13 protein-coding genes are annotated in these 12,159 nt (G+C 63.8%); 8 read left to right on the top strand and 5 right to left on the bottom strand.

Annotated features, from left to right (window positions below):
• Positions 1-139: 139 nt before the first annotated feature.
• Positions 140-1,180, bottom strand: coding sequence for an EF-P lysine aminoacylase EpmA (epmA, locus tag ASD44_RS08550; protein ID WP_056115737.1), 1,041 nt, complete (start codon positions 1,178-1,180; stop codon positions 140-142).
• Between the two features lie 107 nt (positions 1,181-1,287).
• Here epmA and efp point away from each other — a divergent pair, with 107 nt between their 5' ends.
• The 7 genes from efp to ASD44_RS08515 all read left to right on the top strand — a co-directional run bounded on the left by efp (position 1,288) and on the right by ASD44_RS08515 (position 8,272).
• The gene (gene efp / locus ASD44_RS08545; protein WP_056110672.1) at positions 1,288-1,854 is read left to right on the top strand and encodes an elongation factor P; all 567 of its coding nucleotides are present in this window, start codon (positions 1,288-1,290) and stop codon (positions 1,852-1,854) included.
• A gap of 215 nt (positions 1,855-2,069) precedes the next feature.
• Entirely contained in the window at positions 2,070-3,605 is a 1,536-nt protein-coding gene (locus ASD44_RS08540) for a sugar ABC transporter ATP-binding protein (RefSeq protein WP_056110670.1), read from the top strand.
• Between the two features lie 22 nt (positions 3,606-3,627).
• The gene (locus ASD44_RS08535; protein WP_056115734.1) at positions 3,628-4,632 is read left to right on the top strand and encodes an ABC transporter permease; all 1,005 of its coding nucleotides are present in this window, start codon (positions 3,628-3,630) and stop codon (positions 4,630-4,632) included.
• A 64-nt stretch (positions 4,633-4,696) separates the two neighbouring features.
• Positions 4,697-5,647 (top strand): substrate-binding domain-containing protein, encoded by a 951-nt coding sequence (locus tag ASD44_RS08530; protein WP_056110668.1) that lies wholly within the window; start codon positions 4,697-4,699, stop codon positions 5,645-5,647.
• Between the two features lie 170 nt (positions 5,648-5,817).
• Complete coding sequence (locus ASD44_RS08525) at positions 5,818-6,756, top strand: 2-dehydro-3-deoxygalactonokinase (RefSeq protein ID WP_056110666.1); 939 nt, start codon at positions 5,818-5,820, stop codon at positions 6,754-6,756.
• A complete protein-coding gene (locus tag ASD44_RS08520) occupies positions 6,753-7,394 on the top strand; it encodes a 2-dehydro-3-deoxy-6-phosphogalactonate aldolase (RefSeq protein WP_056110664.1) in 642 nt (213 codons plus the stop codon). Before ASD44_RS08525 ends, ASD44_RS08520 begins: the two co-directional genes overlap by 4 nt.
• Positions 7,391-8,272: an SMP-30/gluconolactonase/LRE family protein gene (locus ASD44_RS08515; protein ID WP_056110662.1), complete on the top strand. Its 882-nt coding sequence runs from the start codon at positions 7,391-7,393 to the stop codon at positions 8,270-8,272. The genes ASD44_RS08520 and ASD44_RS08515 overlap by 4 nt, the downstream gene beginning before the upstream one ends.
• 3 nt (positions 8,273-8,275) lie before the next feature.
• Here the strand turns inward: ASD44_RS08515 and ASD44_RS08510 are convergent, their stop codons facing one another.
• Both ASD44_RS08510 and ASD44_RS08505 read right to left on the bottom strand, forming a co-directional pair.
• Positions 8,276-9,169 (bottom strand): LysR family transcriptional regulator, encoded by an 894-nt coding sequence (locus ASD44_RS08510; RefSeq protein WP_056110660.1) that lies wholly within the window; start codon positions 9,167-9,169, stop codon positions 8,276-8,278.
• A 13-nt stretch (positions 9,170-9,182) separates the two neighbouring features.
• On the bottom strand, positions 9,183-10,220 hold the full coding sequence (locus ASD44_RS08505) for a YeiH family protein (protein WP_156459814.1): 1,038 nt from the start codon (positions 10,218-10,220) through the stop codon (positions 9,183-9,185).
• Between the two features lie 256 nt (positions 10,221-10,476).
• Here ASD44_RS08505 and ASD44_RS08500 point away from each other — a divergent pair, with 256 nt between their 5' ends.
• Positions 10,477-11,169: a FadR/GntR family transcriptional regulator gene (locus ASD44_RS08500; RefSeq protein ID WP_244478826.1), complete on the top strand. Its 693-nt coding sequence runs from the start codon at positions 10,477-10,479 to the stop codon at positions 11,167-11,169.
• A 64-nt stretch (positions 11,170-11,233) separates the two neighbouring features.
• Here the strand turns inward: ASD44_RS08500 and ASD44_RS18865 are convergent, their stop codons facing one another.
• Together ASD44_RS18865 and ASD44_RS08495 are read right to left on the bottom strand one after the other, a co-directional pair.
• Entirely contained in the window at positions 11,234-11,359 is a 126-nt protein-coding gene (locus tag ASD44_RS18865; RefSeq protein WP_274533094.1) for a hypothetical protein, read from the bottom strand.
• Positions 11,356-12,018 (bottom strand): GntR family transcriptional regulator, encoded by a 663-nt coding sequence (locus ASD44_RS08495; RefSeq protein WP_056206764.1) that lies wholly within the window; start codon positions 12,016-12,018, stop codon positions 11,356-11,358. The genes ASD44_RS18865 and ASD44_RS08495 overlap by 4 nt, the downstream gene beginning before the upstream one ends.
• Positions 12,019-12,159: the final 141 nt, after the last annotated feature.

Below are 12,159 nucleotides of genomic sequence, written 5' to 3'. Positions count from 1 at the left end.
CGCCCGCGCCCGAGGAGGCCGACGCGGTCTGGCGGGTGCAGGACGAGAAGGGCCTATATGGTTCCGGTACGCAAGACTATGCGACTGAACCGGAGACCGGTTCAGCGACTGGAAAGTGCCTCGACACTGGAAGGGCGCACTAAGCCACGGGCGTCCACAAAATATCGTCCAGTTTCTGCGCGCCGGCAGCGAGCATGACAAGCCGGTCGAAGCCAAGCGCGACGCCGCTGGTTTCCGGCATGATGGCCAGAGCCCGCAGGAAATCCTCGTCGATCGGATAGCGCTCGCCGTAAATGCGCTGCTTCTCCTCCATGTCGGCCTCGAAGCGCCGCCGCTGCTCGACCGGGTCGGTCAGTTCGCCGAAGGCGTTCGCCAGTTCCACGCCGCAGCAGTAAAGTTCGAAGCGTTCGGCCACGCGCGGATCGCGCGGGCTGGGGCGGGCGAGCGCCGCTTCAGAAACCGGATATTCGTAGAGGATGGTGGCGCGGCCGGCGCCCAGAACCGGCTCGATCTTTTCAACCATCACGCGGCTGAACAGGTCGGTCCAACTGTCGTCGGGTGCGGTGCGCAGGCCGGTCTCGACAAGCGCGGCGTGGAGAGCGTCGCGGTCGGTCGTTCCGTCCGCTGCGACAGTGGCGAGCAGGTCGATATCGGCATAACGGAGGAAGGCATCCGCCACCGTCAGGCGCTCCGGCTCGGCAAACGGGTCGGCCTCGCCGTCTCGAAAAGTGAAGCGCCTCGCGCCGGCTTTCTCCGCCGCCAGCGTAAGCAGCGCGGCGCAATCGTCCATCAGCCGGTCGTATGTTTCACCGACCCTGTACCATTCCAGCATCCGGAATTCGGGATGATGCAGCGGACCCCGCTCGCGGTTGCGATAGACGGCGCCGAAGGAGAAAATCCGCTGTTCGCCCGCCGCGATCAGCTTCTTGCAGGCGAATTCCGGTGAGGTGTGCAGATAGAGCGGCTTCCGCTCGCCGTCCGGCAGGATCGCTTCGGTGGCGAAAGCGGACAGATGCGTCTCGTTGCCCGGCGAAATCTGCAACGCCGCTGCCTCCACCTCGACGAAATCGCGGCGGCCGAACCATTCGCGCGTCGCCGCCGTGATCCTATTGCGCAGCAGGAGGCGCGGCCGGCGGTCGGCATGAACATGCGGGGTCCACCAGGGTGAGGCTTCAGTCATATGGATCACTTTGCTTAGGCGACTGGCGGTTGCGTGAAAGATGAGATAGAGCGCTTCCAAACCGTTTTGCAATCGAGAGCCGCAACGCTCGCTTCAGGAATCAGCCCGTGAAAGTCATCGCCAGTTCCCTCCGCAAAGGCAACGTCGTCGAGAAGGACGGCAAGCTCTACGTGATCCTGTTCGCCGAGAACATCCATCCCGGAAAGGGCACTCCGGTCACGCAACTGGACATGCGCCGTATCTCCGACGGGGTGAAGGTATCGGAACGCTACCGCACAACCGAGCAGGTCGAGCGCGCCCATGTCGAGGACCGCGAGCACACCTTCCTCTACAGCGACGGCGAGGGGTTCCACTTCATGAACCCGGAAAGCTACGACCAGATCGCTGTTTCCACCGATGTGGTCGGCGACCAGGCGCCCTATCTGCAAGAAGGCATGTCGGTTTCGCTGTCGGTCTATGAAGGCGTCGGCATCGCACTGGTGCTGCCGCAGCGCGCCACGTTCGAAGTGGTCGATACCGAGCCGGTCACCAAGGGGCAGACAGCCTCTTCTTCCTACAAGCCGGCGCTGCTTTCCAACGGCGTCAAGTCGGCGGTGCCGCCGCACATCACCGTGGGCACGCGCGTCGTCGTCATGACCGCGGATGGCTCCTATGTCGAGCGCGCCAAGGACTGATCGGCGCAGGCTTTTTTCCGAGACCAAAAATAATTATTGCCAATTTCCCTCAACGGACTTGGCTAACGCCTCCGCCTTGCATAAGTTTTCGTGTCAGCGAACGCCGAAAGCGGCGCTGCACGGTCCGTGCGGAGGAGATATCGGACGATGAACCATGAACCAGCCGGTATTCCATACCGGTGCGCTCATACCGTTTCTGCGTGGACCGCGAAGGGATGAACCCTGACGCGACGCCCGCTTCGGTCAGCTCCGGCAGCCCGGTTCTGCAGGCCATCGGCCTGTCGAAGTCTTTCGGCCCGGTGGAGGTTCTGAAGGATATTGCGCTTGGCGTGAACGCCGGTGAAGTCCACGCCATCATCGGCGAGAACGGCGCCGGCAAGTCGACCTTGATGAAGGTGCTGTCGGGGCATCTGCAGCCGACACGCGGCGAACTGCGGATCGACGGCGAGCCCGTGCATTTTTCCGGACCTGTGGACGCCGAGCGCCGCGGCATCGTGCTCGTCCACCAGGAAATCCTGCTCGCGCCTGATTTGACGGTAGCGCAGAACATCTATCTCGGGCGCGAGCTTCGCAAGGGTCTGGTCGTCGACGACCGCGCCATGAACGAGGGTGCGCGGCAGGCGGTTCGCGATCTCGGCGGCGACATCGCTCCCGATGTTGTCGTCGGCAGGCTCTCCATTGCCCAGCGCCAGCTGGTGCAGATCGCCAGGGTGCTGCTGGTTCCCCACCGCGTCGTCATCTTCGACGAGCCGACGGCATCGCTGACGCCGGTCGAAACCGACGCGTTGCTGAAGGTCATCGCCGATATCCGCGCCAAGGGCACGGGCGTGCTCTACATTTCCCATCGCCTGCAGGAGGTGAAGGAGATCGCCGACAAGGTCACTGTCCTGCGCGACGGCAAGCTGGTGGCGACGCGGCCCGCCAGTGAACTCGAGCCGGTCGATATGGCCCGGCTGATGGTCGGGCGCGATGTCGCCAAGCTCTATCCCGACCGCGAAGCGGTGGCGGCGCGCGAAACCGTGCTGGAGGTCGATGATTTTTCCGTCCCCGGCTACGCGCAGCACGCCTCCTTCCAGCTCAAGAAGGGCGAGATCCTCGGCTTTGCCGGGCTGGTCGGGGCAGGGCGCACCGAACTGATGGAGGGCATCGTCGGTTTGCGGCCGGGGCGCGGCGCCTTGCGACTGGCCGGCAAGCCGGTGCATTTCTCCGATGTCCATGCCAGCCTCAAGGCCGGCATCGCCTACATCAGCGAAGACCGCAAAGGCAAAGGCCTTCTGCTGGCGAAGGACCTGCGCGAGAATCTCACACTGGCCTCGCTCGGCAAGTTCGTGCGGGGGCTGCAGGTCGATCGGGCGCGCGAGCGCGCGGCGCTGGATCAGGCCATCAGCGAGTTCGATATCCGCACCGGGCGCAAGGATCTGCTGGCCGGGCAGCTTTCCGGCGGCAACCAGCAAAAGCTCCTGCTGGCCAAGATGATGATGCTCGATCCCGGCATCGTCATCATCGACGAGCCGACGCGCGGCATCGACATCGGCACGAAGGAGCAGATATACAAATTCATCGCCAAGCTGGCGCAGGAGGGACGCTCCACCATCGTCGTGTCCTCCGAAATGCCGGAACTCATCGGTATCTGCGACCGCATCATCGTCATGCGCGGGGGGCGGATCGTCGGCGAGGTGGCGGGCGAACACATGACCGAAGATGAAATCGTGGTGCTGGCGACCGGCGTAAAGACCGGCGAAGCGGCTTGAACATGCGATCTGGGGAGGAATGATGGCCGACACGGCAGCAGCAAGTCCGAAGGTCCGCCGGTCGTGGAAAGACGTCGATCTGAGAGCGGTCGCGCCGTTCGTGGCGCTGGCGCTGCTTTTGATCCTTGGCGCCTTCGCCAATCCCAATTTCATCAGCATCGACAATCTGCTCAACGTCATTACCCGCAGCGCGTTCATCGCCATCATCGCGGTCGGCGCAACCTTCGTCATCTCGGCTGGCGGGCTGGACCTTTCGGTCGGCTCCATGGTGGCGTTTGTCGCCAGCCTGACGATCATGTTCATGAACAGCGGCGCCCTGGCCGACCCGATGATGACGCTGGTCGCCGCCATGGTGCTGGCGCTCGCCATCGGCGCGGCCTGCGGTCTCGCCAACGGGCTGATCACCACGGTCGGGCGCATAGAACCCTTCATCGCCACGCTTGGCACGATGGGCATCTATCGCGGCCTGACGACGTGGCTGTCGCAGGGCGGGGCGATCACGCTGCGCTCGCCAGACGTGCAGTCGCTCTATCGGCCGGTCTATTTCGGCGAGATTTTCGGCGTGCCGTTCCCCATCATCGCCATTTTCATAACAGGGGCGCTGGCGGCCTTCGTGCTATACCGCACGCGCTACGGGCGACACGTTCTGGCGGTGGGCTCCAACGAGGACGTTGCCCGCTATTCCGGCATTCCCGTCAACCGCGTCCGCACCATCACCTATGTCATCCAGGGGCTTTGCGTCGCGGTCGCGTGCCTGCTCTACATACCAAGGTTGGGCTCGACATCGGCCACGACAGGGCTGATGTGGGAGTTGCAGGCCATTACAGCCGTCGTTGTCGGCGGTACGGCGCTGCGCGGCGGCGTCGGCCGGATATGGGGCACCATCTGCGGCGCTTTCATTCTGGAGATTGTCGGCAACATCATGCTGCTGTCGAACTTCGTCAGCGAATATCTGATCGGCGCCATACAGGGCGCGATCATCATCATCGCGATGCTGGTGCAACGTTCACTGGTGCGAAAATCATAGAGGCCGGTAATTTCCGGGTCGCCCGGCTTCACGTCAGTCAGACCCAACCACTGGGAGGAATTAAATGCGCAAGGCAATATTGGGTTTAACCGCTGTCGCGATGGCGGCGCTGATGGGCGTGGCAAGCGCTCAGGACAAGAAAGTAACGATCGGCGTTTCCATTCCGGCCGCCGACCATGGCTGGACGGCGGGCGTCGTCTATCACGCCGAGCGCGTGGCCAAGCTGCTCATGGCGGAGCATCCGGGCCTCAATGTCATCGTCAAGACCTCGCCGGATGCCGCCAGCCAGGCGAATGCGGTGCAGGACCTGGCGACGCAGGGCATCGACGCCCTCGTCATCCTTCCTTCCGATCCGGACCCGCTGGTCAACGCGATCAAGGAAGTCAAGGGCAAGGGCAAGTTCGTCGCGCTGGTCGACCGTGCGCCAAGCACCAATGACGACAGCGTCCGTGACATCTATATCGCCGGCAACAATCCGGCGCTTGGCGAAGTCGCCGGCAAGTACATCAAGGAAAATACGCCGGACGCGCAGGTCGTCGTCATCCGTGGCCTGCCGATCCCGATCGACCAGCAGCGCCAGGACGGCTTCGACAAGGGCATCGAAGGCTCGAACGTCAAGATTCTCGACCGCCAGTTCGGCAACTGGAACCGCGACGACGCCTTCAAGGTCATGCAGGACTATTTGACCAAATATCCGAAGATCGACGTGGTCTGGTGCCAGGACGACGACATGGCCGTCGGCGTGCTGCAGGCCATCGAGCAGGCCAAGCGCACCGACATCCAGTATGTCGTCGCCGGCGCCGGCTCGAAGGACATGGTCAAGAAGGTCATGGACGGCGACAAGCTGATCCCGGTGGACGTTCTCTATCCGCCGGCAATGATCGGCACCGCCATGCAGCTCACTGCCTCCAATTTCTATGATCAGGTTCCGGTTAGTGGCACCTACATCCTGGACGCCACGCTGGTGACCAAGGAAAACGCCGAGAGCTTCTATTTCCCGGATTCGCCGTTCTGATCCGGCTTTGAGTCGACACGGAAAGGGGCGCCCAGGCGCCCCTTTCTTTTTGCGGCTTCGAAGGCGCGACGGTGGGCGGCGCCCGGACGCGGTCCCTTTTCATGATCCTTGCAATTGTCTGAAGAATAGGGTCAACAGCGGCTGGTCGAGCTGTCGCAGGGAGAGTTGGATTGAGCGGAAATGTTGCGGTCGCAGCTGTCGACTGGGGCACGACGCGCCTGCGCGTCTGGCTGCTCGATCGATCGGGCGCGCCGCTGGCCGAAAGGCGCGGCGACGATGGCCTGATCACGGCGCAGAAGGCAGGCTTTTCCAATGTACTGGAAGGCCATCTCGCGCAGTTGCAGGCGCCGGGCGACCTGCCGGTGGTCATTTGCGGCATGGCCGGGTCCCGGCAAGGCTGGATCGAAGCGCCCTATGTCGACGTGCCGTCTTCCATCAAGGCGATCCTGAAAGGCGCGGCCCGCATCCCGGGCGAGAGCCGGGATATCCGCATCGTGCCCGGCCTGGCGCAGCGCCTGGCCGACCGGCCGGACGTCATGCGCGGCGAGGAAACGCAGCTTGCGGGCGCTGGACTGCCGGCCACCGGGACGCACACCGTCTGCATGCCGGGCACCCATTCCAAATGGGTGTCGGTGAGGGACGGCACTGTGGCGGGTTTCGGCACTTGGCCGACCGGTGAACTTTATTCGGTGCTTGCCGAACATTCGATCCTGCGCCATTCGCTCGGCGAAAAGCCGGCGAGCGTTGCCGCCGACGATCCCGTGTTCCGTAAATCCTGCGAGATCGCGTTCTCGGAGGGCGGCGACATCCTTTCCCGGCTGTTTGGCATCCGCGCCGGCGGCCTGCTGCACGGGCTTGGGGCTGCCGATGCCGCTGCCACCCTGTCGGGGCTGCTGATCGGCGCCGAAATCGCTTCGGCGCGGCAGCGTTATAGGATCGAGGGAAGCGAGGTCACGCTTGTCGCCTCCGGTCCGCTCGGCGTTCTCTACGGTGCAGCACTGGGCCTTGCCGGCATTGCCATCAATCCCGTCGATGCCGACGATGCCGTGCGCGCCGGCCTGTTCGAAGCGGCGCGTCAGAATGGAATGATCGCAGGAGCGAGCGCATGACCAAGACAGCCGAATTCCCCAAGTTGCGGCGCGGGCTCGTCGCCATTTTGCGCGGCTTGACGCCGGACGAGGCTGTCGCCATGGCGCACGCCATCCACGCTGCCGGCATCGAGGCAATCGAGGTGCCGCTGAATTCGCCGGAGCCGTTCGTTTCCATCGGCCGGATCGTCGAGGCGCTGCCGGACAGCGCGCTTGTCGGCGCCGGCACGGTGCTGACGGCAGCCGACGTCGACAATCTGGCCAAGGCCGGCGGTCGCTTGCTCGTCAGCCCGAACATCGATGCCGAGGTGATGACGCAGGCCGCCAAGCATGGGCTTGTGACGATGCCCGGCGTCTTCACACCCAGCGAAGCCTTCCAGGCCATACGGCTCGGCGCTTCGGCGCTGAAATTCTTCCCGGCCAGCGTGCTGGGTCCCGCCGGCATCAACGCCATGCGCGCCGTGCTGCCGAAGGATGCGATCGTCGGCGCCGTCGGTGGCGTCTCCGAGCCTGATTTCGCCGGCTACAAGGCCGCCGGCGTTTCGGTGTTCGGTCTCGGCAGCAGCCTGTTCAAGCCCGGCATGACGGTGGCGCAGGTCAAGGCCCGCGCCGAGGCCGCCGTCGCAGCCTGGGATGCGGCATTCGGGGGAGCGGCATGAGCTATACGGTCTCCGTTCTTTCGCAGCAGGTTTGCCAGCTTGGCGAGGGGCCGAGCTATGATCCGGGCAGCGACACGCTGTTCTGGTTCGATATCGTCAACAGCCGGATGCTTGCGCAGCGCGACGGCGGCGAGACGCAGGTTCATGACCTTGGCCTGATGGCCAGCGCCATCGCCATCATCGACGACAAGCGCCAGCTGATCGCCACCGAGACCGGGCTTCATGTCCGCGACGCGGCGACCGGCAAGATGACGCTGCACACGGCGGTCGAGGCGGAGAACCGGGAAACCCGCTCGAACGATGCGCGCGTACACCCGAGCGGGGCACTCTGGTTCAGCACCATGGCCAAGACCGAGGCCAAGGGCAGGGGGGCGATATACTGGTTCTTCAAAGGCGAGGTCCGCAAGCTGTACGACCGGATCAGCATCCCGAACTCGATCTGTTTTACCGAAGACGGCCGGACAGCCTACTATACCGATACCGAGACGGCGCTTCTGATGCGCGTGGCGTGCGATCCGGAAAATGGCCTGCCGGTCGGCGAGCCGCAGGTGTTCGTCGACAATCGCAAAGGTGAAGTCGCCGGATATATCGACGGGTCCGTCGTGGACCGCGACGGCGTCGTCTGGAACGCTGCCTGGGGCGGCAATGCGGTCAACGCCTATTCGCCCGAGGGCAAGTTGCTGCGCTCGATCGCCATTCCAGCCCGCCAGACCTCATGCCCGGCATTCTTCGGCAAGGATGCCAGCCGCCTCGCCGTCACGTCCGCCTGGAAAGGCATGAACGAGGCGGAGCGGGCCGCCGATCCGGATGGCGGTAAAACCTTCCTGGTCGATATGCCGTTCAACGGCCGGCTCGATCCCCGCGTCCTGATCGCCTGAGGGCTACGCACCCGCCGGGCGCTGCTGGCCGACCATGGCGACGAATTCGCGTTCCACGGCGGTGACGTAGTGCTGCTTGTGGCGCAGCATGAAGAACTCGCGGCGCGGAACGGGAAAGTCCACGGCAACCAGATTGCCCGCCTGCAAAGCATTGGTGGCGACCAGTTTCGACAGGACGGCAACGCCGGCGCCGGCTTCAACCGCTGTTCGCACAGCTTCGTTGGTCGGCAGGACAAGCGCGTCGTCCATCTCGGACAAGGCAATTCCGGCCTGCCTGAACATGCCTTCCAGGATGGCGCGCGTGCCGGAGCCGTGTTCGCGCAACACCCAGCGTGCGTCGCGCAAATCGATGTCGGACGCTTTCGCCTTTGCCCATGAATGGGTTGTCGGCACCATCAGCAGCATCTCGTCTTCGCCAACCGAGGTGGCGGTCAGCGCCGGCTCCTCGACCTTTCCTTCGACGAAACCGAGTGTCGCGGCGCCATCCCGCACCAGTTCGGCGACGGTTTCGGTGTTGCCCATGGCGAGCGTGACCGAGAGGGCAGGATAGGCGGACTGGAACCGGTGGATGAATTTGGGTAGCCAGTAATTGCCCACTGTCTGGCTGGCGGCCAGCGCCAGCGAGCCGATCCGCAACCCGGCCAGATCGGCAAGGACAAGTTCCGCAGCCGAGGCGCGGGCCAACACGGCCCTAGCCTCGACAAGGAAGAGCCGGCCGGCATCCGTCAGCGAGATGCGCCGTCCGACCCGGTCGAAGAGCTTGGTGGCGTAGCGCGCTTCGAGTGCTGCGACGGCTGCGCTGGTCGCCGACTGCGTCAGGTTGAGGTCGCGCGCCGCCTGGGTGACATGCTCGCGCTCGGCGACGGCGACGAAGATCCGCAACTGCTCCAGCGTCATCCTGTTCCCTTGATCACACGAGCTTCAGCAGCAAGAGGCTGAACCCTGCGATAAAGACGGATGCGGAAAATGCAAGCAGCAAGGGACGAAAGCCAAGGGCGCGGATCTGCGAGAACCGTGTCTGCAGGCCCATGGCGGCGAGGCCCATGGTCAACATCAAGGTGGTTATCGGCGCGATTGCCGTCGTCAGGCTGGCTGGGATTTCCACCGCGCTGTTCAGGGCCACGACGGCGATGAAAGCGAAGATGAACCACGGCACCGGCGGGCGGGCCGTCACGCCGTCCTTGGTGCCGCGCCGGGAAAACAGGCCAAGCAGGATCACCACCGGCGCCAGCATCGCCACCCTGGCCAGCTTGGCGACGGTGCCGATCTCGCCGGATTGCGCGCCATTCTGGAAGCTGGCGCCGATCACCTGCGCGATCTCGTGGATCGACGCGCCGGCCCACAGGCCGAACCGATGCTGGTCCAGTCCGAGATGGGGGCCGAGCAGCGGGAACAGAAGCATCGCCAGCGTGCCGAAGAGTGTGATGGCTGCGACGGCATAGGCGACCTCGTCCTCCGAGCCTCTGGTGACGGTGTTGGTGGCGACGATGGCTGAGGCGCCGCAGATGGAGGTGCCGGCGGCGATCAGTTCGGCCAGCCTGCGGTCGACGCCGAGCAGCCGGCCGAGCGTTCTGGTGAACAGGAATGTCCCTACCAGCGCCGCCGCGATGATGGCGACGCCCTTGCCACCGACGGAGACGAGTTGGCCGACAGTGAGCTGAAACCCCAGAAGCACGATGGCAAGGCGCAGCAGGCTGCGCTGGCAGAAGCCCACACCGGGTTTGAGATGCGCCGGCAGGCCGGCGATGTTGGAGAACAAGGCTCCGATGATCACAGCCAGGATCATCGGGCTGAGGAAGCCGAGACCCGGCAGATTGCGGGCGGTAAAGGCCGCGCCGGAGACGATCAATGCCAGCAGGACGCCCGACAGCAATGTCTTCGGAGACTGCCGATCCGGCAGAATGAGCGCTTGCGGGAGGAGCGTGTTGCTGGCGGCGCTTGAAGTCATGGAAAGACGTACTCTGATTTTCAGTATATCGGAATGACATTCTATCCCGGCCAATTCCAACGCAATTTATGTGTGGAATCGTTCGTTTCAATCGAACGAACGTACTTCGATGCTCGCAGGAAGCGGCGATGGGATAGCGCCGCCATCGCAAGCCGCTAGAATGGATCCACCCGGCGCGGCCAATGGGGGAAGCATGGCAGGCAGAAAACCAACGGCGGCATCGACCAGGACGGGCGGTCTCAAACCGCTCGCTTCCATGGGAGAGCGGGGCACCAGCGTACATGCGACCGTGGCCAACGAAATCGGATCGCGGATTGTGCGCGGCGACTATGCGCCTGGCGCGGTCCTTCCCAACGAAGCGCAATGGGCGCAAATCTTCGATGTCAGTCGCTCGGCCGTTCGTGAAGCGATCAAAATGCTGATGGCCAAGGGGCTGCTGGCGTCACGGCCGAAGGTCGGCAGCCGGGTCGAGCCACGCGAGCGCTGGAACCTTCTGGATCGCGATGTGCTGGCCTGGTACGCGACGTCGCCCGGCAGCGAGACATTTCTGCGCACGGTGCAGGAGTTTCGCCACATCATCGAACCGGAGGCCACGGCCTATGCCGCGCTGCGCCGCAGCGACGAGCAGATGGCGGAAATCAGCCAGGCGTGCCGTGACATGCGCCAGGCCGCATCGCTGGAGATGCGCACCCATGCCGATACGCGCTTTCATCTGGCGATCTTGCGGGCCGCCGGAAACGATCTGCTGGTGCCGCTTGGCGTGCTGATCGAGTCCGCGCTCAACCATCTTTTCGTCTATGCAACGCGCGCCGGCGACGACATCGAGCAGGCGCAGCAATTGCATGAGCGGATCGAGAAGCACATTCGCCTGCGGCAGCCCGACGCGGCGCGGGATGCCGTGCGCAGACTCCTGGCCAATACGGACAAGGTCGTTGGCGCCAAGCGATGATCGCGGCGGCGAATGCCGTCACTCAAAAGAATGTATGCCGAGAGAATGTATGCCGAGCGCGCCGTTACGGTCGCTCGTCATCGCCAGGCCAATGTTCGGCGACGCGGACCGTGCCCTTCCAGGCGCCGGCGACCGGGGTGGTGGAGATGGCGATGTGCTCGGGCGCACGCCGATGTCGGAACAGGCTCATAGGGTCTGAGCTTGCTCCCGAATAAGCCGGACGACGGATTCGCCTACAGCCCGCACGTGGGTGGCCATGATGCGACCCGCCTCTTCTGCATCGCCCCGGCGGCATGCTTCCAGAATTTGACGGTGCTCTTCCTGTGACCTGTCTGTCTGGCCCTCTCTCCTCCAGGTCATCAGCAGATAGCGGCCCAGATTGACGCGGGCCTGCTCGACGGCCCGCAGGAAATGCGGAGCATCGGCCCGCTGATACAAGATCCGGTGGAAGGCCGAGTTGAACTCGACGATTTCGGTGGTGTTCTGGGCACGATCGATCGCGGCGATGGCTTGCTCAGCCTGTGCCAGGTCGGTGTCGGAGAGGCGGGGAACACATCGTCTTGCCAGATATTCTTCAAGGAGGGCGCGGAACTCAGTCAGTTCCAAAGCCTCCGCTTCGGTCAGCGAGGCCACGGTCATGCCGCGGTTGTGGCTAGCGACGACCAGCCCTTCGGACTCCAGCTGCCAGAGTGCTTCCCGAACCGGAATATGACTGAGTTTGAACTGGTCAGCGATCTGCCTTTGCCGGATTGGCGACCCGGGCCGCAGAGTGCCGCTGGTGATGGCATCACGCAATTGCTCCAGTACGTAAACTGACGATCCCCGCAGCGGATTTCCTCCGTCTGACATCACAATCTCCAGGAAAGTAGCTTGATATATGATATACAATTTTTCTATATGATATACGATTATGAGAGTGCTGCAAGATCAATTTGGAATTGTGCCGATTTTCCCTGGATGCTCATCCTCCCCGCGCGTCCATCCCGACGC

The sequence above is a fragment of the Mesorhizobium sp. Root554 genome (assembly GCF_001427025.1).
Classification (GTDB): Bacteria; Pseudomonadota; Alphaproteobacteria; order Rhizobiales; family Rhizobiaceae; genus Mesorhizobium.
The sequence above is the reverse complement of the archived record's forward strand: the minus strand, read 5'-3'. Positions and strand labels throughout refer to the sequence as shown.